This is a genomic window from Halostella salina, from assembly GCF_003675855.1.
GTDB lineage: Archaea > Halobacteriota > Halobacteria > Halobacteriales > Natronoarchaeaceae > Halostella > Halostella salina.
Genome location: NZ_RCIH01000012.1, coordinates 43,184 through 65,533, shown reverse-complemented (window position 1 = coordinate 65,533; position 22,350 = coordinate 43,184). Strand labels below are relative to the sequence as shown.

The window sequence follows — 22,350 nt, the reverse complement described above, 5'->3', positions numbered from 1 at the left end:
TCCTCCCCGCCCACGGTGGGGCGGGGAATTTGCCTTGCTACCTAGTTTGAATCTCAGGGAGCAGATCCCCAGCATATAGATCATCGTCTGCGACGATGACAGATTCGATCAGTGCCGTCGGAGCGCGAGGAGTGCAGCCGCCAGCAGCGAAAGCAACGCGACGATGACACCGAATCCGGGGGTGCTCCTGCCGGTGGTCCGCTCGGTTGGGGACATCCCGGAATCAGTGTTCGTCTCGTCGTCCGCTGTGTCCGTGGTCTCATCGGATCGGTCTGTGGGTTCAGTCGTCGTGGTTCGGTCCGCTTCGACGGTGACCGGGCCGACCGACTCGTTGCCGATGGCGAGGGCGTACTCACCGGGGTCGTCGAAGGAATGGGTCAGCGTGACGGTCCGGGTCCCCTCGGCCGGTACACTGAGCGTTTCGTTCCGAACGGGAACGCCGTTGACACGGAGGGCTATGGTGTCGTTGGTGGTCCGGGTACCGTCCGTAGCGAGCGTGGCGTTCACAGTGACGGTCTCCCCCGTTTCGACTGTCGTCCGGGAGACGTTCACATCCCGAAGCGTCACGGTGGGACCGTCGTCGCTGTCGTCAGCATCGCCCCCGGTATCGTCGGAGCCGTCACCGTCGCTATCGCTGTTATCGACAACGCCTCCGTCGGACGGCGTGTCGGCCGGTATGTTGGTCGATGTCTCGACGGTGAACGACCACTCCTCGGTGTTCGTATTGCCGGCGGAGTCGGGGACGATGAGCGTGACGACGTGTTGCCCCTCGTCCAGCCCGGTCGTGTCGTACGTTATCTCGGTCGGGGTAACCGTCGCCGCGTCGGTGACCGTGTCTCCGTCGACCTGCATGGTGACGTTCCCGGTGTCGATACCTGCGTAGTCGTCGCTGTAATCGGCAGTGATAGTCACGGACGAGGAGTCGACCGTCGCCCCGTCACCAGGCGACCGAAGGGTGACAGTTGGTGCTGTCGATTCCATCTCGCCGGAGATCGCGAACGTCGAGAAGTGCGGGACGGTCACCTCGTAGAATCGGTGGCTGCCGTTCTCGGCGACGAACTCCCCCGTGACGCTCTCGTTCATCCACGTTCCCGCATCGGTGTCGTACACCCAGAACGACAGGTTCTCCGGGACGATGTACCGGCGGTCGATGCGGTCGCGTGAAACGCTCACGTTCAGGACGCCCTCCTCGATATTCGCGTTATCGATGGTGGTGTTAGCCTGGAAGAACTGGAGAGGGGTCGTTCCGTCTCCCCCGGGAGCGTCCGCAACCGGATTCGATTCGGGTGTTCCGACCAGCACCGTCTCGTTGTCGACGGCGTCGGACGACTCCCCGTCGAGCGTGATGGCAACCTCCTGAACGCTGCCGTCGTTCGGTTCGGCGTGAACCGTCTCACTGTCCCGCTCCTCGAGGGGGTGTTCGGTTCCGACGGTGTAGTTCAGCGCCCGCCCGACGGCGTTGCCCGCCTCGTCGGTGACTGTCACGTTCGCCGAGTAGGTGCCGAGCCACTGACTGGCCCGGACGGTGCCGTTCCACCAGGTACCGTCCCGGGTGAGTGCGTCACCGTCGACCGTGACCGCCTCGATTGCGGTGGTCGGATCGGAAGCGTTGACCGACACGTCGACGGTCGCGTCCGGGGAGAGCCCGTCCTCGCGGCCGAGCGCAGTATCCTCGACCACGGGATCGGTCGTATCGACGGTGACGTTCACAGTCTCGGCCGGACCGACGTTTCCGGCCTCGTCGGTCGCTCGCGCCGTGACGGTGTGGGAACCGTCCGGCAGAACCACCGGAGTTGGGGTCTCCGGCGTCGGATACTCCCAGTGATCCCCAACCTGGTGGCCATCCGTCCAGCCGTCGCCCCAGTCGAACTCCACGAGGGCCACGCCCGACGTCGCGTCGTCCGCAGTCGCTCGCTGTGCGAGCGTGGACGTGTTCAGCACGGCCCCGTCCGTCGGGGTCGTGATAGTCACCGTCGGGCCGGTCGTGTCGAGAGCGAGCACGTTCGTCGCCGTCTCGTTCGAGAGGTCCACCTTGTCCTCGGCCGTCACCGTCACGGAGTGGTTGCCGTCCACGGCCGCCACGCTTCCGTCTACACTGACCGTGGCTCCGTACGTGTCGTCACCGTTGCCGTCGGTGAGGGTGACCGTTCCCGCACCGAAGGCCGACACGTCCGCCGTCACGTTCTCCACGCCGCTGTCGGCATCGGTGACGGTCACCTCGATACCCACTTCGTCGGTGGCGTTCACCGCACCGTCGCCGTTCTTGGCGTCGGTCAGGGTGGCGTTCTCGACGGTTGGCGCACTGGTGTCGACGGACAGGCTGTTGGTCGTACTGGCGTTTCCGTTGCCGGCCTCGTCGGTCGCGGTCACGTCGAGCGAATGGGTTCCGTTTTCGGCGGCCGAGGCGTCCACGGTGAACGTCGCCGTGTAGCTGTCACCGTTCCAGTGGGTCAGGTCGACCGTCCCTGCGCCGAAGGCCGAAGCGTTCGTCGTCACGCTCTCGACGTTCGTCGTCGCGTCGGTGACGTTCGCGGAGACGGTGACCTCGTCACCGCCGGTGATGTACGCGCCGCCAGCGTCAGTCGTGACCGTCGCGTCCGAAACCGTCGGCTGCGTCGTGTCGACGGTGACGTTGATCGTCTCGTTCCGACCGACGTTGCCTGCGTTGTCGGTTGGCTGGGCCGTAAGCGTGTACTCGCCGTCGTTGAGGCCCCCAACCATGGGTGGAGTCTCCCAGTGACCGGTGCTGTGGTTGATGACCGCCTCGCGCTCCCACGCGGATCCATAGTAAACATCGACGGTCACCGCACCGGAGAGTGCGTCCGTAACGTCCCCTTCCATCCGCGGGTCGGAGTCGTTCAGCACCGCTCCTTCGTCCGGATGCGTGACGGTGAGCGTCGGGTCGGTCGTGTCGAGGACGAGCGCGTTCGTCGCCGTCTCGTTCGAGAGGTCCACACCGTCGACGGCTGTCACCGAAACCGAGTAGTTACCGTCGGGGTCGGCCGCACCCTCGTCCACCGCGACCGTGGCGTCGTAGGTGTCGTCGTCGTTCCCGTCGGTCAGTTCGACCGTCCCCGCGCCGAAGGCCGAGGCATCCGCCGTCACGTTCGCCACGCCGCTCTCCGGATCGGTGACGATCGCCTCGACAGTGATCTGGTCGCTGGCGTTCACCACACCGTTGCCGTCGGTGGCATCGGTCAGCGTCGCAGCCTCGATAGTGGGTGCGTCCACGTCGAGGGCGAGGGTGTTAGTCGTCGAGGCGTTCTCATTGCCGGCGGTGTCCGTGGCGTTCACGAACAGGGCGTAACTCTCGCTCTCGGCTGCCGCCCCATCGACGGTGAACGTCGCCGTGTAGTTGCCGTTCCCGTCACCGTCGGTGAGATCGATTGTCCCCGCCCCGAACGCCGAGGCGTTTGCCGTCACGCTCTCGACGTTCGTCGTCGCGTCGGTGACAGTGGCCGATACCGTCACCTGGTCGCCGTCGGTGAGATACGCACCACCCGCGTCCGTGGTGAGCATCGCGTCCGAGATCGTCGGCGGCGTCGTGTCGACGGTGACGTTCACCGTCTCGACCGAACCGACGTTGCTGGCGTTGTCGACTGGCTGCGCTGTGAGCGTGTACTCACCGTCGGCGAGGCCGCCGACGATGGGCACGGCTTCCCAGTGGCCGGTGCTCTCGTTGACGATTCCGGTGCCCTCCCAGGCGTCCCCGTAGTGAATATCGAGGTTCGTGGCACCCACGCCGGAGATCTCGTCCGTCGTGGTCCCTTCCATGCGCGGATCGGAGTCGTTCAGCACCGTGCCCTCAGTCGGTTTCGTGATGGTCGCCGTCGGGGGCGTCGTGTCGAGGGAGATGGTAGCGTTCTCGGAGACCGGGTTGCCGGCCTCGTCGGTCGCGGTCACCGTGACCGCGTGTGGTCCCTCCCCATCTGCCTCCGCCGAGTCGACCGAAGGGGAGATGTCGATTGGTAACTCGTCCCCGTCGAAGCTGAAGTTCCCGGCCCCGAGCGACGACGCGTTCACCGCGACCGCGGCGATGCCTGTTTCGGCGTCCGACGCGTCCGCCTGAATCGACAGGCTATCGGTGCCGTTGACGTAGCCGTCGCCGTCGTCGTCGGCGATAGTCACGTCAGAGAGCGTCGGCGGCGTCGTGTCGACGCCCGTCCCGGCCAGCGTGACGTTGACCTGGGGGTGCTCGGTGGAGTTGGTGGTGACGTCGAGGTAGGCGGTCTTGTCGCCTGCCGACAGCGGCTGGAACTCGACCTCGGCTGTGCGCGATTGCCCCGGCCGGAGGAGATACGGCGTCGGCTCGCCGGGCGAAAAGTCGAACGAGGGGCTGTCCGGTCCCCGGATTTCCGCGTCGATGAGGTTGAGCGGGGCCGTCCCGTTGTTCTCGATCGTGACCGTCCTCGTTCCGGACAGCTCGCCGATGGGAATGTCTCCGAACTCGACCGGCGTGGTCGACGTCACGTTCACGTCGGGGGCGACGCCGGTGCCGGACACCGAGACGTTCGAGAACTCGTCGCTGGCGTCGTGGGCAATCACGAGGGTCGCGTTCTTCGTGCCGCGCGCGGATGGTCCGAACTCGACATCGATCTCGTCGGTGTCGCCGGGCTGAATCGTGATGTTTTCGATAATCGCCGGTGTGGCGAACTCGCTTGCGTTGTCGCCCGTGATGCCGACGCCGGTGACGTTCAGCGGCGCGGCGCCGTCGTTGGTGACGGGTACACTGGCGGTGTCGTTGGAGTCGTCGAGGTGCTGGTCTCCGAAGTCGTACTCGTCGGTCGAGAGGTTCATCACCGGCTCCTCGTCGGCCAGCAGGGCGAACGTGCTGAAGTCGGTGACGTTGGCGGTGACGGTGTCGTCGAATTCATCAACTGCGTTCGTCCCGCCGACATCGTCGGCCCAGCTACCGTCGTGTCGCCAGAGCCGCATCGTCGACTCGTTCTGGCCCGTGGACAGCGCCGAGCCGTCGTAGCCGACGGTGAGGTTCAGCCAGCCGTCGGCGGCGGTGTTGTCAGCGTACAAATACGGGCCGAATTGCGCCTTCCACGCGGGCAGTGCGGGCGGCGACGCGTCCCGACTGACCCCGATGTCGTGCGCCGAGAAGTTCAGGGAGCCGCCGTCGACGATCGTGTAGTTCGTCGCCGCGGCGACCGTCGAACCGTTCTCGGCGTAGATCGCCCAGTCCGTGTTGCCCGTCGCCTCGGTGTCGGTCAGCGTGACGTCCGTCGCCGCGTCGAGGGCCGTGCCGTTGACGTTCCCGGAGACGTCGTTTCCGACCGCCGTGACGTTCTCCGTTACTGCGAGAAACAGTCCCCACTCGTTGCCCGTCGCGGTGTTGCTCTCGACGACGGCGTCGCTGCCGCCGATGACGGCGATGCCGTCGTAGGTGTTCTCGGCGACGGTGTTGTCCTCGACCGTCGCGTCGGTGGCGTCCTCGGTGATGAGACCGTACTGCCCGTCGCTGACATCGTTGCCGCGGACGTTCCCGTCGGCGGAGCCGAGCAGGTAGATGCCACCGAAGGGATTGTTCTCGACGGTGTTGGCTTCCACGGTGGCCCCGTTCGAGGCCGTGACGTTGATGGCGAACGGCGGCGGCACGGACGTCCCGGTTCCGACGTTCGTCACGTCGTTGCCCGAGACCGTGATATCGTCGGAACCGAGGACTTGGATACCCTCGTTCGCACTGCCGGAGACGGTGTTGTTCGAGAGTGTGGCGTCGTCGGCGCTGGTGAAGCCGCCGCCGATGGCGCTGCCGACCTGAATTCCCAGCTGGTTCGCGGTGAGGTCGTTGTCGGCCACGGTGGCGTCGGCGGCTCCGTCGGTCACCACCACACCGGGGCCGCCGTTGCTCGAAATCGTGTTGTTCCGGATGGCCACCCCCGTGGTATCGAACACGCCGATGCCCTCGCCCGGGTTCGCGTCGATGGTGCTGTTCTCGACAGTGACGTCGGCGCTGCTGAAGCCGACGTACACCCCGGAGTACCCGCCCCCACCCTCCCCGTTCGAGGAGATGGTGCTGCTCCGGACGACGAGGGACGTACTCACGGATTCGGTCCAGATACCCTGTCTGTAGTTGTTCGAGAGGTCAGCGTCGACGATCGTCGCGTCGTCCACGCCGTCGAGGTGGACTCCGTCGTTGCCGTTGAGGTTTGCGGTGACGTTCCGCAGCGTGACGCCGGCCGCGTCCACGACTTTCACGCCGGAGTCGAAGCCGGTCACGGTCAGGTTCCGCACCGTGACGTTGGAGAGCCCGGAGCCGGTGACAGCTACGCCGATGCCCGTTGTCTCGTCCACGCCGTCGAGGGTGTGACCCTGTCCGTCGATGACCACGTCGCTGGCGGTCACCTCGATACAACCGTCGGTCGCGTTCTCCGCGATGTCGCCGTCGAGGGTGTAGTGGCCGGAGTCGTCGACGACCCGGCAGCCGGGGATGAGCGTGTCGTCGACGACGACGCTCGTCGCCGTGAGGTTCGATATCGTCACGTCGTAGGTTCCCGCTTCGGAGAAACTCGTGGAGAAGGTGACCTGCGTGTCGGCGCCGGCGGCGAGCGTTCCCGTCTCCGTGTCGACGACCGTGCCGTCACGCTCGAGTTCCGCCGTGAACGACCGTGAGTTGGGGGCGTCGTTCGTGACCGTCGCCGAGACATCGACGGACTCGTTTGGGGCGACGGTCGGGGTCGACACTGTCAGACCCGAGTAGGTGATCGGGTCCTCGACCGTGATCGTCTTCGCGGGGAGGTCGTTGATAGTGACGTTGTAAGTGCCCGCGTCCAAGAAACTCGTCCTGAACGTCACGGTCGTGTTGACCCCGGGACCGGACGCCAGCACTCCGGATTTCGTGTCGACGACCGTGCCGTTGCGCTCGAACTCCGCCGTGTACGATTGCGAGCTGGAGGCGTCGTTGGTGACCGTCGCCGTTACGTCCACGGACTCGTTCGTGACGACCGTCGTGTTCGACACCGCCAGATCCGAGTAGTTGACCGGCTCCCGAACCGTGACCGTCACCGTCGCGGTGTCGGTCGAGCCGTTTCCGTCGCTGGCCTCGTAGGTGAACGTGTCCTCGCCGGTGTACCCGGGATCGGGGGTGTATTCGAGTGAGCCGTTGGAGTGGAGCGTCAGGGTGCCGTTACTCGGACCGCTCACTGTCCGGTTCACCGATATATCACTCGCAGACTCATCGTTTTCGAGGACGCCGGGTCCGTTGACGGTCAGTATCTCACCGGCCGTCACCGTGTAGCTGTCGTCATTGGCAGAGACTGCAGTGTTCCCGGCCTGTGCTGCTGCGGGCGTCATCACACCGCCCAGCGTCAACACTGCGACACAGATCAGCATTGCCACCGCAAACGCCCGGAGTTTCACGCCGCCCACCCCCGGTTCGGTCTCGGTCGTGTCGATACCCGCGTGCCGGAACTCGATTCCCGACGGATGTCGAGGATGTCGAGTCGTTCCGCCACTGCCGCGAGCGCTCCCTCGTGGTCGGACAGACCGTGTGCTCCTGGAGGTGCGACTCGAATTTGTCGGACACGGTCGTCTGCTACTGGTAGCGACTCGCTTTTCGGGCCGACTGTCTCATCCGTAGAGTGTACACGTTGAGCAGGGCAGTTGCCGTGGGGTCGTACGGAAGACTCCGTCTTGCGTGTGACCAAGAGACGAGGTCTCTCGGACCACTCGACACCGGGATGGGGTACCCGTTGATTTCCAGCGCTCCGAGTCATACCTCGGTTCCTGTGAGGCTTCCCTATAAACTGTGTACCAGCATACGTTGAATTAGTTACAAGTGATCAATAGCTCTACGGCTGCTCCACGGCAGGTACCGGCACAGCTCAGTTCACACCGTGATCCGCTCAGGTCGTATCGACTACGAACTTTGCGCCACCGCTGGGACCGTCGGTCACGCGAATCGACCAGCCGTGGGCCTCGACGATCGTCCGGACGATTGCGAGACCGATGCCGGCGCCGTCTCCCGTCGACACGCCGTACTCGAAGATATCGTCCCGCACCGACTCGGGCACACCCGGACCGTCATCGGCGACGGCAAAGCCCGTCTCCGTCGGTTCGATCCAAACCGTCGTCGCGGTGGCCTCCCCATGAACCCGCTCGACACCGTACTCGCGAACGTTGCCGAAAAGGTTCTCGAACAGTTGCTGAAGACGGGTCGGATCCCCCGCTAACGTCCGGTCCCCGCCCAGTTCGAGTTCGAGGTCGCCGGTGTCGGTCACCGCCCACGCGTCGGCGGCGATATCAGCGAGCGAACACTCGACGGCCGTCTCGACGTCCGTACTCTCTCTGGCCAACCGCGGCAGGTGGTCGGCAAAGCTCTCGAGGCGGTCCAGCGTCGCTCCGAGACGTGCGATGGGTTCGGCGACGGACTCGTCCGGCTCTTCCAGTTCCAACTCGAGCAACTGCAGGAGTTTCGTGGCCGTCGACAGTGGCGTCTGTATGTCGTGGGCGATTACGTCCGCCAGCCGCTCCAGCCGACGATTCTGCGTCTCGATGCGCGTCTCGTAGCGCTTGCGATCAGTGACATCGCGCGTGAGTGACAACAGGCCGTAGCGGGTGCCGTCCTCGTCGACGACAGGCGCGGTGTACCGGTCGAACCAGCGTCCGTCGATCAGTTCGATTTCCGTGCGTGCCGCCTCGTAGGGGGGCTCGTACAGCTCCTCCGTTGCCTCCCGGAAGCGCTCCGGATTCACGACGGTGTCGAGCACCTGCTCGATCGCCCGCTCGTTGTCGACTGTGTTCTTGAGGACCTCTTTCGGAAGGTCCCACATCTCCCGGAACTGGGCGTTGTACCAGAGTATTTCGCGGTCGGTCCCGACGACGAGTACGCCTGCGTCGATGGACTCGGTGACCGCCTCGAACAGAGCTGTGCGGTAGCTGAGTGTCCGCTCGCGTTGCTTGCGCTCGGTGACGTCACGGATTGTCACCATGATCCCGTCGATCAACGGGTCGTCCAGATAGTTGCCGCCGCGGGCCTCGGTCCACTTGATCGACCCGTCACTCGCTCGGACGCGGTAGTCGACCCGATGCTCCGCACCGGGCGTTTCGAGTTGGTCCACGAACGCGGACCGCACTCTCTCCCGATCCTCCGGTACCACGTACTCGAACGCGTCCGTACCGACGACCGCGTCGGGCGCGTATCCGAGCGTCTCTTCGACGCCCGGTGACGCGTACTCGATGACGCCCGGTTCCGAGAGGATCACCACGTAATCCGATAAGTGGTCGAGTATCCGACGGTACCGCGTTCGTGCCTCGGCCAGTTCGGTTTCTCGCTCCGGTCGTTCGCTGATCGGCCGGACCGTCGTCAACACGACGTCGACGTCATCGACCGTCACCACGGTGCTGTGGGCCGCTAGGAGGAACACGTCTTCGCTGGCCGTTTCCAGCGGCCAAGTCCACTGGACCGGCCCGTCGTCGGGCTGGGAGAGTCGGTTGGAGCCGACTATCGAGTCGGACATCCGGTGGCCTGTCGCGGTGTGAGATGAGAGAGTCGTTCCCCGGACGGCGGACTGTTCGACCCCGAGCAGTTCACAGAGCTTCTCGTTGACCGCCAAGATCTCGCCCGTTTCGGGATCCGAGGCGAGTGCGCCGTCGGGGACCCGCTTGAAGAGATCGGCATCGAGGCCGTCCGTAGTCATCCGTTCGGTCCTCTATCATATCGTTCAACCGAGAAACCGTATAATTATCGGGGCTCGAGAACCGGAGCGGCTGGACACCGCCCTCGGTACCCTATGCAGGTACCACGTTTATCCCGATGCCGAACCATCCCCCGACAATGACCGTCTCCTCTCGCACGTCGACCGACAGCGCGGTGATACCGGAGGAGGTGACGGTGCTACTGGTCGACGACGACGAGCACTGGGCGTGGGCGACCGGCGAACTCCTCGAGCGGGAGGGCGACTTCGACGTCGAACTCGCACACAGTCTCGCGGCGGGCAGGGAGCGGTTCGCCGAACTCGATCCGGACTGCGTCGTCTCGGACTACCAGCTGGGTGACGGCGACGGACTGGAACTCTTGGCGACCGTTCACGAAGCGGATCCCGATCGTCCGTTCGTGCTCGTTACCGGCCGGGGCGACGAGAGCGTCGCCAGCGAGGCCATCGGCCGCGGCGTAACCGACTACGTCCGCAAGGGCGAGGACGACGCCGGCGAGGTGCTCGCGAGCAAGGTCGCGACCGGGGTCCACACCTATCGCACCGACCGCGCACTACAACGCCAGCGCCGGACCAAGACGGCCGTCCTCGACGTCCTCCGGGACACCGCGAGCGAGGCGGCCCTCTGCCGGCAGTTCTGCCGCCGTCTCGTCGAGGACGACGCGTACGCGATGGCCTGGATCGGGACCGCCGAGCCTGACGGAACTATCCGTCCCCGAACGAGCGCCGGTCACGACGATTATCTGGATGCCGTGACGACGACCGACGGGCTCCAGGAGGGCGAACCCGTCCGGCGAGTCAACTTGGAAAACGAGACGGTCGTCGTCTCGGACCTCGACGGCAAGGCGGCGTCCGCAGAGTGGGCAAGAGTCGCACGAAACTGTGGGTTCGAGAGCGTCATCGCTACGCCGATTCAGTACGAGGGCGTGCAAAGCGGCGCCCTCGGCGTGTACCTCTCCTCAACCCCGCCCGATCCCGACGAAGCGCGTGTGGTCGAGGAGTACGCCGAGACCGTCGGCTACGCGCTCCGGTCACTAGACCGCAAGCGCTCCCTGTTAGCCGACCAGAGTGTCCGGGTGGAGGTCACCGTTTCGGATCCGGGTGTCCCGCTACTCGCACTCGCCGGGACCCTGCCCGGTACTCCCCGGATCGAGTGTCCGTCCGTCGTCGGCCGGACCGACGGCTCGACGGTGTACCTCTGTCACTTCGATGGGCACTCACCCGAGGCGGTTGCCACAGCCGCTACCGACGTTTCCACCGTGACCGTCGATGATGTCGACGTGTCGGACGGATCGGTCCGCTGTGCGGTGGTTGCCGAGCCACCAACGCCCGAGGAGGTGCTCGGCTCCCAGGGAGTGCGCTTCGAGCGGACCATCGTCGAAGACGGCACGGCGACGGTGCGGGGGCGCGTCGGCGAGGAGCAGCCGGTCTCCGGTTTCCGATCGGCCCTCGAACGCGAGTTCGAGGGCGTCTCCGTGCAGACGATTTGGACCGACGACGACAGCGACCTGGTCACGACCCACCCGTTCGACGACCTCACCGACAAGCAACGCGAATACCTCCGCCACGCCTTCCACGAGGGGTACTTCGATCGGCCGCGGGGCGCGAACGGGACCGAGATCGCCGAGCGGCTCGGTATTGCGCGACAGACGTTCACCCAGCACCTGCGTACGGCCCAGCGGAAGGTCGTCGACCGGCTGCTGGACGAGTGGCACTCCGGCTAAGGTCGGCGCCGGCCATCCTACTCTTCTCCGAGACGTGTCCCGAACCGGACGCCGCCCGTCTTCGGTGCCCCACCTCCTAATGGTCTGAGGGTCGGACCGTCCGAGAGCTGACTCGGGAGAGAGCAAGCAAAAATGCCAGTGCGAGGACGAGACCGCCGATCGACTGCAACCACGTGTGTGCTTCGGCAAGTGGCCGAGCAACGACCATCCCGAGCGCCACGACTATGAGGGGAACGAACCGCCGATCGACGAGCGACAGATAGCCAGCTGGTGTCATCGCATACAGGACGTGGCTCGAAATGTCCCAGAAGGGCGTGATGAGGAGGTGAGGAACGGTCACTCCCACCAGAAGGAGAGCGAATTCGGGCACAGTGCTTCCCCAGTCCCATATTCGCCACCCAAACCAAATTACCAGTATACCGATAGCTAATCCTGCACTTCCCGTTGCGTTAGTTCCCCACTCCGGAAGTGTCCCAACGACTCGTGGAACCCCCTGATAAATAGCAAATGCGATGCCCCATCCACACGCGACAACAATGACACGCTTACTGAGCCCCCCGAGAGAACCCTCCGACGACGTGCGCCACTCGTAGCCGACGACGAGCAGACTACAGAGAAGCACAAAAAGTTCGGGGGCGAACATCTCCGAGTACGTCCGCGCCACCTCCAACATAGGTTAGCTCACCGCTCGGACCCTTTGTGTGGATTTCGATTCGGTCGAACGCTGTCTATCGGAGCTAACCGACTGCAACCGATGCCTGAGGTTTTTTAGCGGCGCGTCTGTGGATGAGCGTGCGATGATCGTACTTCATGCTTCGTTCCCGATTGCGCCCGAAAAGCGCGAGGAAGCACTCGACCTGATCGAGGATCTCGTCGAACGGTCCCAAGCCGAAGAGGGGATGATCGACTACCGGGCAACGACCGACGTCAACGACCCGAACGTGGTGCGATTCTTCGAGCAGTACGAGGACGAGGCCGCCTTCGAGGCACACACTCGGACCGACCACTTCCAAGAGTTCGAGGCCGCGCTCACCGACCTGCTCGACGGTGAGCCCGAAATCATCCAGTTCGAAGTCGACTCCGCAACCGAACTGGAACTGTAACGCTGAACGGATCCTTCACTCCCCCAACCGTGGGCACCCGTAGTAGGGCGACGGATCACCTTCTATCCTCACCACAAATCAAAAAATGGGTGGTCGCTCACCCGATTCTGATGGAGAGCTATGCTCTCGACGATTCCCAACGGCACCTCGAACAGCAGGGCGAGCTGTCGCTGTCCAGTCCCCAGTTCAGCGACGGCGAGCTGATGACGAATTCAGTAACGATGTTCATTGTATTCTCCTACGGTCTACGGGCGCTTAAATTCTGGAGAGAAGGATTAGAGGATCGTTCTTAGAGTAGGCGAGACCGCTACACACTCCAGTAGGGGTCAGTGATGGGGGCAGCGATAACGACCCGAAATCGGAGTAGTGTCCCAGGAATCTGACCGGAATCAGTACTGTTACACCTGCGTGTTAGGCGTTGGTCAGATGCTGATCGAAGAATTCGGTCAGCTTCTCCACGGCCGGAGAGACGTACTCGTCCTTGTCGTAGAGGTCAACGTACGTCGCACCCTCGAGCATGACGAGTTCGGCGTTCTCGCCGGCCTGATCGATCGCGTCTTCACTGTGGGGTAGCGTGGATGCTTCAGTACCGGCGATCATCAGCAGGGGTCGTGGAGCGATCTTGTCGATGTCGGCGAACGCGTCGAACTGATCGAGCAGGTCGGCGCTGCGGGCCACCCACTTGTTGGTCGACCGGGGGTGCTGGCCGCGGGGCGTCTTGTAGTAGTCGACAAACTCACGGACGGTCTGCGGAGTCGAGTCATCGACTTCCTCCGGTTCAGGCAGCGCACTGACCAGCTTAGCGGGGAAACCGACGGCCTCCTCGCTACGCAACGCGCCTGCCTGTTTGACCATCTCCTGGAATGCTTCGGGATCAGGCTCTCGGAAGTATCGCGCAAGGTCCACTGCGCTGACGGTGGCCACAGCCTTCATCCGGTGGTCGGTCTGTGCGGCGAACGGGACGTAGCCGCCCGATCCGCAGATTCCGAGCACGCCGATCCGTTCGGAATCGGCCTCTTCGCGGGTCGTTAGGTAAGACACGGCGTTGCGGAAGTCCTCTGCGCGCTGGAACGGATCTTCTAGACCGTGGGGCTCGCCCTCGCTCTCTCCTTGGTAGGCCGCGTCGAATGTGAGCACAATGTACCCTTGTTCGACCAACCGCTGGGCATACTCGGCCGGTCCCTGCTCTTTCACTGCGGTCGTTTGGTGCCCAATCACGATGGCCGGGGACGGCGTCGAAGATGAATTATCCGGTGTGTAGAGGTGCCCGGCAAGCGTCAGGCCCTTGCTCGGGAATTGGACGCTCTCAACCTGTTCTTCCAGTTCAGCTGGGTCGTCAACTGACATCATCAGAAACGAGGGCAGAGATCAGCTTGCGTCCAATGTTATACTAAAAATGTGTTTAAATACTCCACCCAGTTTAGCGGTAGATCATCACTGGGCACCACAGCAGATCACAAGAAGTCACTGATCGCGTGGTGTTGTTCCTGCGCCGGCGATGGGTGCCGGCGCACACGCGCCGGCGAATACCGATGTCGACACGGAGTCAACTCCGATTCGTCCAACGAGTCGAACAGCCCGATGAGACAGATGACAGCACCGATCGCGTCGCGCAGGTGTACCGACATTCGGATGGCTACCCAGGGAGCGTCCTCCGGGATCTCGCACAGCTGAAAGAGCTTCTCGATGCGACTCGTGCCGAACGCGGACCGGGCTACACGGCGGCGACGTTCATGTTCCTCGACAAGCTCTCGACGGTCGACCTGTATCTGGATGGTGACCCAGACCGAACGGTCGACGCAGCACAGCCAGCAGACCTCCTCGACCCGGACAATATGGAGCACCTCGACCAGCCGATGTTTCTGCTCGGACACGGCGTCGAGAATCCGGACGACGGCATCCACGGCGACGAAGAGTACCTCTACGTCGTCGAACTTCCGACCCGAAACCCGTTCGACGACCCCTCCGAGTGGACCGTCAAGGTGAGTGGTCACTCCGCCTTCCCGCGCTGGGATGGCCCGACCGAGTAAGCCTTCGAGCGGGCTAGCTGGCAGTTCCACGGCCCGCTTGAGCACGCGCTCGAGGAGATGGTCGCTGAGCCGGCGTGAACGCGTAGCCCGCTCAGATGATGCCGCCGATGACGAGTAGTCCGACGATGAGCAGCACCGTCGCGACAACGCTTCCCCCGGCCAGCCACTTGTTCTCCATCGCCTTCTCGTGAAGCGGCATATCGGCGTACTCCTCGCGGAACGCCTCGAGATTCTCCTCGTCGTAGAAGTAGTTCGTCTTCAGCGCGAACCGTTCCGTCACCGCACAGCCCGTACAGACCGGTTCGCCTTCCAGCCGCTCCGTTTTGATGTGGCTGGAGCAGGCGATGGCCCCGCAGTTCGGACAGTAGGTGTACGTCTCGTCGCCGCTCGTGTCACAGTGGACGCAGCGGTGGATTCCGTCTTCGGCGGTCACTCGTGACGGGCCTGCCACGTAGTACTCGTAGGGGTAGGTGTACTCCTGGATGTCGGTGGTCTGCCGAACTTCGGGGAGGTACACTGGTTCGATCGACTGCACGGAGATGTCCGAGCGGTTCGGCTCGCAGGTCTTGTTGTACGTGACGTTGTTGTCGCCGGTGTAGGTGACCGTCGTCGTATGGTGTTGCTGGAGGCGCTCGACGGCCCAGTCCTTGTACTCCGTTTGCGTCTGGCCGAACCGGCGCTCTTCAACGTCGTCGAACACCTCTCCGAACTGCTCGGCGTCGAGATCGACCGTCGCGTGGAGGTTCTCGGTGACCAGCGTCGCGACGTCCTCGTCGACGACCTGTGGCTGCCCGCGTTCGGCGTGGGCAACGAATCGGGTCCGGTCGTTGATCCGGTGGATAACGCCCACCGACGTCTCGAAGACGGCGTTCGTGTCCGCGGTGACCGCGACCACCGGGCGGAACGTCACCGCCGAATGCGGTTCTGGAAGGTCGGCGGCCTCGATGTTCTCAATGTCGCGGAACGCCTCCGTGACGGGTGCATCGACATCGGTCGCCGGATCGTACGGCCGGAGGGTTTCGTCACAGAGGATCTCGATGCGGCCGTTGTACAGGTCGAGACCGACCTCGTCTGCGATCTCCCGGAGGTCTTCACCATCGATCAGCTCGATCGGATAGGGGTCGTCGTTCTGCTGGAGGCGCTCCGCGTACTCCTCAGCCGGACCCGTGAACCGACCGGTGGTAACGACCATCCCCCGCTTTGGACCGTTGAACTCGAACGTCGCGATCGCCGAGTGGAGCTTCTGGACGACTGGTCGCCCGACGGTATCCGTATGCTTGCATTCGACGACAATCCCCCGCCGAGTGCCGTCGACGACTTCCTCCATGATAATGTCCCGGCCCTCGTCGGCCGTCCGCTCGGCCTGGCGGACGTTCTCGTAGCCGAGGTTCCGGAACACGTCCTCCATCACGTCCTCGAACTCGAACCCCGAGAGATCGTCCAGTACCGCCATTCTGAATTATGTGGTCAATACGTTGCAACTACCAAATACGTTGCCGAACGCTACGGCGTCCTGTTTGTTTAACCCCTGAGAGGGGTGTGGAGGTCACCGAACCCCCCAGGAGCAACGAATGAACGGGAATGTAGCTGCAGCCAGTTCGGAATCGGTCCCAGTCGCACCGCCCACATAGTCCCACCGAGACACAGTCGAGTACGTTAGCTTCCGCGTCGAGGGCCAAGCCGTCGTGCTGAACCTCTCAGAGCATCGGCGGCTCTCCCTCAAGCGCAGTCTGGACCTCGTCAACCACAGTCTGAGAGGCCGATCAAAACGACTGACGTGAGACAGGATTCTAAAAAAGTTCCCACGCTGGACCGGGTGAATCGGTCAGTATAGAAGTGTGCTGCGGGAGTCCAAGACGTGATTTGCCCAGTATCTGTCAGAAGGAGGTTGCTGAATATAATTACAGCGGTAGCGAGGCGAAAGCCCACCCCTTCAGGGGTGGGATGAAGCCGACAACTGGGAATCTCTCCACGCTCATAGCCATGGTTGGGGTTGGATGTTTGCATAACATCTTTAGGTGAGTGATTTCTATATACTGACGATGCCTCGTGGGTTCGACAGGGAGCGTACCACCGTCCACAAACTCCAGTACCACTTCATCTGGTGTCCGAAGTACCGCAAATCGGTGCTTGAGGGCGAGGTACGCGACCGGCTCGAAGAACTCATCGAGGAGAAAGCCGACGAACTCGGGCTAAAGATACTGGAGTTGGCGATTCGCCCCGACCACGTCCACTTGTTCATCACGGGCGACCCGACACTCGCCCCGAACAAGATCATGCAACAGGTCAAGGGCTACTCCTCGCGCCACCTCCGCGACGAGTTCGACTTCGGCTTGCCGTCGCTGTGGACGCGCTCGTACTTCGTTTCCAGTGCAGACGACGTATCCAGCGAGGTTATCGAGGAGTACATCGACGCCCAAGCAGGTGAGTAGTCATGCAACGGAACGTCTCAACCACGGTGCGGGTCAAACTCCACTCGCTGACCAACAGGAAAGCCGACCTGCTCACCCGTGAGTACGAGGCGTTCCAGACCGAGGTTCACGGCGGAGACGCCAACCTCTACTCCGCGACCAAACAACAGGCGTCGAAAGTCCAACAACAGAAAGACCCGAACCCCGACACCGAACAACCTGTCATCCTTCGCAACGACGTGTTCGACGTGGCCCATGACGAGGACACAGTTCTCTCGTCGTGGTGGGTGAACGTCCCCGTCTACGACCCTGAATGTGGACAGGGGAACTCGATATGGTGTCCTGCCCACGTCCCGCATAAGGACGAACAACTCGTCCGCAAGGGCGATATTCGGGACAGCGAACTAGTGCGCCGTGACGGTGACTGGTACATCCATCTCGTCGTCAAGCGGTCTGTGGCCGTCCAAGACGAGTACGACGACGTACTGGCTATCGACATGGGCGCACGGTGGGTCGCTACTTGTGCGTTCCTCTCCGACCGCAAGACCACGTTCTATGGCGAGGAAGTGCGCCGTATCCGCGAACACTACAAGCAACTGCGGAAGTCCATCGGCAAATCCAAATCCCGACAGGGACAGCAGGTGGTCGAGCGTATCGGTGACGCGGAAGCGCGGAAGGTGGACGACCGCCTCCACAAGATTGCTCGCCAAATCGTGGAGGACGCCGAAGAACGGAACGCGGTCATCGTTGTGGGCGACCTCGGTGGGATTCGCAAAAACAACGACAAGGGGCGGTACGTCAACGACAAGACCCACAAGATGCCGTTTGCCCGCCTGCTCAACTACATCGAGTACAAGGCCCACGATGCGGGCATCGACGTGCAGTTGGTCGAGGAATACGACACGTCGAAAACGTGCAACCGCTGTGCCTGCGAGGGTGTCCGTGAGACGCAGGGACGCTTCGAGTGTCCTGAGTGTGGACTGGACGATAACGCGGACAAGAATGGCGCGCTGAATATTGGCAAACGAGCCTTGGGCAAGTTCTCGAAACCGCTGTCCGAGGCGGGGGCCGTACTGGCACGGCCCGAAACGCAGGTCATCGTCCAACGTGACGACGAACCTGCGAACCCCTCCATATCCGTGGGTTCAACCCCCAGTGGGGGAACCCCACGGCTTTAGCCGTGGGAGGATGTCAGTCCAAGGCGGATTCATCCGTTCGGTATTCGTCTTCGGTTGTGACTTCGAGGAACACGTCTTCGAGCGTTTGTTCTTCATCGATTGCTTTGCGACTTGTGAGCTCTCTGGGGTGCCCCTCCGCGACGAGGTCGCCATCGTAGAGGATGCCGACGTTGGTCGCAATGTCCTCGACGACGGGGAGAATGTGCGTGGATAGGAACACGGTGGTGTCCTCGGCAGCGAGGTTCGTAATCGTCTCCCGTACTGTTCGGGCGGCACGCGGATCAAGCCCGGACGTCGGTTCGTCGAGAAAGACTACCTCCGGTTCGTGCATAATCGCCTGGATTAGCCCGGTCTTCTGTCGCATCCCTTTCGAGTACGTGGCGATTCGCTGGTCGGCAGCGTCGGTCAACTCGAATCGGGCGAGGAGTGTTTCGATCCGGTCGCCGATGGCGGCTGGAGTCATATTGCGTAGTCCGCCGTGGTATTCGAGTTGCTCGCGGGCGGTGAACTCCCCGTGGATCGGTGGTGACTCGGGCAGGTAGCCGATGTGTTCGATGAGCGCCTCGCGGTTAGTGATTGATGTCCCCGCGACGCGTCCGGAGCCACTGGTCGATGGCAGCAATGCCGTCAGCATTCGGATCGTCGTCGTTTTTCCTGCCCCGTTCGGACCGAGAAACCCGTACACTGCTCCCCGTTCGACCGTGAGATTGAGGCTATCGACGGCTGTCGTGTCGCTGTACGTCTTCGTCAGATCGTCCGTGCTGATTGCTGGTTGCGTATCCATTCCGGTGCGAGGGTCTCGGTCATCCGCACTCGCCATGTCGTTTGTTCTGTTGGTCATCGTCTGGAGGTCACCCGAGTTGATAGTCTCGGAACCGGTGTACTGCAGCCCTGAATGCGGTTCTCGTGAGGATAGCGGCAAGCAACAGTGTGAGGAGAAGCGCACCGATTTGGACGACGGCGGTCGGCACCCCCTGGGCTGCGATGGCCTCGTAGATCGGCGGAGCGGTTCCCAGGAAGGCTGGTATACTGACGAACACCCCGATGGTAAGAATCAGTCCGTGACGAAGGAATGCGGCCGCGCCCAGTTCCGCGTAAATCGGTACGTCGGTGAAGAAAAACGGAACTGGAGCGTATTTGAACCGCTCGACGCCCAGTCCGACCATAGTGGCGACCGCCGCGGTACACGTGCAGACGGCACCGCCGAGGAGGGCAATCAAGAACGTTTGTCCAAACCCAACGGGACCGACGATGCCAAGTGGAACGATGATAAGGGCGATGAGCGGGATACCGACTACGGTCGCAGCGAGGAGTGACCCACCAACGAATTGCCGGCCCGTGACCGACGTGAACAGCATCGGCAAGGCATGATATTCGGTGCCGATTGGATCCGAACTGAACGCGACGCCAGTAACGAGGCCGAGCGTAACTGCGAATAACACCAGCAGGCTGGTTGTACCACCGGCAAGTGCGACCACCGGGAATCCAACCACGCCCATGAATAGGAGGGCATAGCCCGTGGACAGAAGTCCCTGTGGAACTCGGCGTTCCATCAGCCATCGCTCCCGAGCGACGGTGTACATCGCTCGCGGGATGCGTTCACCGACAAATCGCTCGACCACCCCTGTTTTGAGAAGTGAGTGTGAACCGCGAATCCCTGTCGAACTGGTAGAATCGTGTTCCCAGACCTGGCGAGCGAGGAGCGTCGTCCCGGCCGTGAAAATCGGGACTGTGGTACCGAGGAACGCAACCACACGTAGCGTGTAACGAGGTGAGCTGACTGTGTCATTCGGAGTGCCGATTAGCGCGAGGTCCACGAACCATGCCAGCGGTAACGCACCGAGGAGTCCGTCCAACGGGGCAAGCGAGAATGACAGCTCTTGCAGCAGCATCGCAGCGAAGATGAGCGGAATCCAGCCGAACACGATGAGGAGATCTCGATAGTACCGTGCTCGCACGAGTCGAAGCGCGACGAGTCGGGCGGCGAGTCTACTGGTGGCTCCGAGTACAGCGGCGAGCAAAGCAATGCACGCACTTGCGAGAGTGATCGTGAGTACGACCGTTGGCGACCGGAGTCCGATTGCGGTGCCGATTGCGATTCCGAGCGTCGGCACGACAAGCGTAGTGAGCAGTCGCGCGTAGACGAACCCCAGTAGACCCAGAGCAGCGGTTCTGACGGGGACAGTCGTCAACAGGAAATTCGGGTCCAGGCGCTCGAACCGAATGTGCGTGTACTTCGAACTTCGCCAAACCATCCAGATGAACGCAGCACTGACAAAGAGACTTACCACGCCCTCTGGAAGCGGCTGTCCGGCGATGAGGTCGCGTCCCAGTGAGTACCCGAGCCACCCGAGAGCGCTGGCGATTCCGACCAAGATGACGAGTATGACCGGACGACCAGTCAGTGGAGTTCCGAATTCACGATGATGGCGTATCCACTCCGCCCGCGCGATTTTCATTCCCTGCCGGACATACGTGGGTATGTGAGTTGGTCGGATCATCGTGTCTCTAAGCCCGCAGTTCATCGGAATCAGTCGCTAGATTCGCCCGTTCCACGGACCGCCGAATCGGTCTCCAAACCGCGGGTAGACGCTGAGTTGTCACTGCCAAGCGCACTGAAGTCCATGTCATCGAAAAATTCCGGCGCAGTGCGTTCGGTCGCGTAGACGTACAGCCCGGTATTGGCGATGCGGTCATTTGTCAGTTACCCCGCCAATCAGTCGGAACAGGTCTTGCCGCCCGTATTCCCAGACAGCGATGTACAACAGGAACCCAGTCACGAACATCCCCGTTCCGATCCCAGATGAGTCAAGTGCCGGAAGTATATCCAGGGCGGCAAAGCCACCGGTCAACGCCGCCGCCACGCCGACACCACAAACTGTTCCGAGAGACCTGAGACAGACTCGATCACCGTTCACGAGCCCCCGCCCGACCTGATACACGAGTCCGAGACCGGCCAGTCCCGCGAGCGCGAGTGCAATCGTCTGTAACGACGGCACGACAAACCCCGCGAGCACGGTGACGAAGCCGCCGATGGAGACACCCGTAGCGACCCGGCCAAGCGTCCGGACGCGGCTGAGCCCCGAGGAAGCAGTCACCTCGGACGGACCAGCTGTGTCCTCGGATCGATGCGGCGCACCGTCAGTAGTATGTGACACCCGCTGGCCGACGTGAATGTAGCGGCCAGACCCATCCGGTTCCGTCCAGCCAGTCGCTTCAACAACATCTACCCCCGGCGTGTCCACGTCAACGTCGTCGAACCGGATCGGTAATCCCGCCGAGATCTCGAACGTCGGGTGATCCTGGAGCTGGAAGTGGAGATGTGGCTCTGCGGAGTTCCCCGAATGCCCACACCGGCCGACCTGCTCGCCGCGCGTCACTCGATCTCCGGGTTCGACCTCGATGCTGCCCGGGACGAGGTGAATGAGACTGCCGTACTCGTTTTCGGCGTGGCGGATCGTGACGGCGTTCCCGGTCACACTCCGTTTGAGCGGATGAGAAAATCCACCGGCTCGCCCGAGTTCCGGATCATCGTCACGCACATTGACGACGACGCCGTCGGCCGGTGCGAGGACCGGTTGGTCGTAGCAGTAGTAGTTCTCGATGCTCGTATCCGTGCCTGCTGGACGGCTCCGTCCCTCCTCGTCGGTGATCACGAAGTCGTAGGCGTAGCGCTGGGTCGCGGGAAACCACGAGTGTGAGTACTCTTTGATCGGACTCCCGTTCACGACTGTCCACGTCCCCTCAACGGGCAGTCGATAGCTCGTGGCCTGGTCGTGCGTTTCTGGATTGGGGAGCGAACCCCGGTGTCTCCCGATAGCGACGAGACTCCCCAGCAGTTGCATCGCGTCCTGTCGAAACAGGAGTGGATTCAAAAACGACAGTGGGATACCGATCAGAAAGGCGAAGTGGCCTCGCCATCCGGAGTCCATTTCGAGCCAGTCTCGCGGCCCCTCGTCGTCAGTGCTGAATCCGAGAGAGTGCTTGGTGCTGCTGAGTAGCATCGACAAGAACGGCCAGAGTGCGAAAAACCAGAACAGGTGGAACAACTTGAGTATCTCAAGCTCGGGGAATAAATTCCCAAGGACCCCGATTAACCCTAGCAGCGTCAGGGAGAACGGGCTGATAGACTGGATTCGCTTGCGGAGACGCGATCCCAGAGACGGTGATGTAGCTTGATTCGACATCCGTAGGTACTGCGTAAGAAATGAGTATTCAGGTGTGTAAGTATTCTGTGAGCCCAAA

11 protein-coding genes and 1 pseudogene are annotated in these 22,350 nt (G+C 62.6%); 5 read left to right on the top strand and 7 right to left on the bottom strand.

Annotated elements, in window-relative coordinates:
- Positions 1-108 precede the first annotated feature (108 nt).
- Both D8896_RS18540 and D8896_RS18535 read right to left on the bottom strand, forming a co-directional pair.
- Positions 109-7,299, bottom strand: a complete 7,191-nt coding sequence (locus tag D8896_RS18540; protein WP_162991654.1) for a right-handed parallel beta-helix repeat-containing protein — start codon at positions 7,297-7,299, stop codon at positions 109-111.
- A 551-nt stretch (positions 7,300-7,850) separates the two neighbouring features.
- Positions 7,851-9,644 (bottom strand): PAS domain S-box protein, encoded by a 1,794-nt coding sequence (locus D8896_RS18535; protein WP_121823598.1) that lies wholly within the window; start codon positions 9,642-9,644, stop codon positions 7,851-7,853.
- 137 nt (positions 9,645-9,781) lie between these two features.
- On the opposite strand from D8896_RS18535, the gene D8896_RS18530 reads away from it, so the two are divergent.
- Together D8896_RS18530 and D8896_RS18520 are read left to right on the top strand one after the other, a co-directional pair.
- Entirely contained in the window at positions 9,782-11,383 is a 1,602-nt protein-coding gene (locus tag D8896_RS18530; RefSeq protein ID WP_162991653.1) for a helix-turn-helix domain-containing protein, read from the top strand.
- Positions 11,384-12,180: 797 nt separating this feature from the next.
- Positions 12,181-12,486 (top strand): putative quinol monooxygenase, encoded by a 306-nt coding sequence (locus D8896_RS18520; RefSeq protein WP_121823595.1) that lies wholly within the window; start codon positions 12,181-12,183, stop codon positions 12,484-12,486.
- 411 nt (positions 12,487-12,897) lie between these two features.
- Here the strand turns inward: D8896_RS18520 and D8896_RS18510 are convergent, their stop codons facing one another.
- Positions 12,898-13,833, bottom strand: coding sequence for an alpha/beta hydrolase (locus tag D8896_RS18510; protein ID WP_121823609.1), 936 nt, complete (start codon positions 13,831-13,833; stop codon positions 12,898-12,900).
- 185 nt (positions 13,834-14,018) lie between these two features.
- Here D8896_RS18510 and D8896_RS18505 point away from each other — a divergent pair.
- Positions 14,019-14,594, top strand: a pseudogene (locus D8896_RS18505) (hypothetical protein).
- Positions 14,595-14,607: 13 nt separating this feature from the next.
- Here the strand turns inward: D8896_RS18505 and D8896_RS18500 are convergent.
- On the bottom strand, positions 14,608-15,969 hold the full coding sequence (locus D8896_RS18500) for a restriction endonuclease (protein ID WP_121823593.1): 1,362 nt from the start codon (positions 15,967-15,969) through the stop codon (positions 14,608-14,610).
- A gap of 589 nt (positions 15,970-16,558) precedes the next feature.
- Here D8896_RS18500 and tnpA point away from each other — a divergent pair.
- Positions 16,559-16,948 (top strand): IS200/IS605 family transposase, encoded by a 390-nt coding sequence (gene tnpA / locus D8896_RS18490; RefSeq protein WP_121823592.1) that lies wholly within the window; start codon positions 16,559-16,561, stop codon positions 16,946-16,948.
- Between the two features lie 2 nt (positions 16,949-16,950).
- The gene (locus D8896_RS18485) at positions 16,951-18,105 is read left to right on the top strand and encodes an RNA-guided endonuclease InsQ/TnpB family protein (protein ID WP_121823591.1); all 1,155 of its coding nucleotides are present in this window, start codon (positions 16,951-16,953) and stop codon (positions 18,103-18,105) included.
- Between the two features lie 13 nt (positions 18,106-18,118).
- Here D8896_RS18485 and D8896_RS18480 read toward each other — a convergent pair whose 3' ends face one another.
- The 3 genes from D8896_RS18480 to D8896_RS18470 form a co-directional block, all read right to left on the bottom strand.
- Positions 18,119-18,946, bottom strand: coding sequence for an ABC transporter ATP-binding protein (locus D8896_RS18480; protein ID WP_121823590.1), 828 nt, complete (start codon positions 18,944-18,946; stop codon positions 18,119-18,121).
- 10 nt (positions 18,947-18,956) lie between these two features.
- Positions 18,957-20,630, bottom strand: a complete 1,674-nt coding sequence (locus D8896_RS18475) for a hypothetical protein (protein ID WP_240452094.1) — start codon at positions 20,628-20,630, stop codon at positions 18,957-18,959.
- A gap of 168 nt (positions 20,631-20,798) precedes the next feature.
- Positions 20,799-22,292, bottom strand: coding sequence for a M23 family metallopeptidase (locus D8896_RS18470; protein WP_121823589.1), 1,494 nt, complete (start codon positions 22,290-22,292; stop codon positions 20,799-20,801).
- Positions 22,293-22,350 lie beyond the last annotated feature (58 nt).

Bases quoted from the DNA above. Each gene is read 5' to 3' on its own strand.
- D8896_RS18540 (WP_162991654.1), bottom strand. From the start codon at position 7,299: ATGACGCCCGCAGCAGCACAGGCCGGGAACACTGCAGTCTCTGCCAAT.
- D8896_RS18535 (WP_121823598.1), bottom strand. From the start codon at position 9,644: ATGACTACGGACGGCCTCGATGCCGATCTCTTCAAGCGGGTCCCCGAC.
- D8896_RS18530 (WP_162991653.1), top strand. From the start codon at position 9,782: ATGACCGTCTCCTCTCGCACGTCGACCGACAGCGCGGTGATACCGGAG.
- D8896_RS18520 (WP_121823595.1), top strand. From the start codon at position 12,181: ATGATCGTACTTCATGCTTCGTTCCCGATTGCGCCCGAAAAGCGCGAG.
- D8896_RS18510 (WP_121823609.1), bottom strand. From the start codon at position 13,833: ATGTCAGTTGACGACCCAGCTGAACTGGAAGAACAGGTTGAGAGCGTC.
- D8896_RS18500 (WP_121823593.1), bottom strand. From the start codon at position 15,969: ATGGCGGTACTGGACGATCTCTCGGGGTTCGAGTTCGAGGACGTGATG.
- tnpA (WP_121823592.1), top strand. From the start codon at position 16,559: ATGCCTCGTGGGTTCGACAGGGAGCGTACCACCGTCCACAAACTCCAG.
- D8896_RS18485 (WP_121823591.1), top strand. From the start codon at position 16,951: ATGCAACGGAACGTCTCAACCACGGTGCGGGTCAAACTCCACTCGCTG.
- D8896_RS18480 (WP_121823590.1), bottom strand. From the start codon at position 18,946: ATGACCAACAGAACAAACGACATGGCGAGTGCGGATGACCGAGACCCT.
- D8896_RS18475 (WP_240452094.1), bottom strand. From the start codon at position 20,630: ATGAACTGCGGGCTTAGAGACACGATGATCCGACCAACTCACATACCC.
- D8896_RS18470 (WP_121823589.1), bottom strand. From the start codon at position 22,292: ATGTCGAATCAAGCTACATCACCGTCTCTGGGATCGCGTCTCCGCAAG.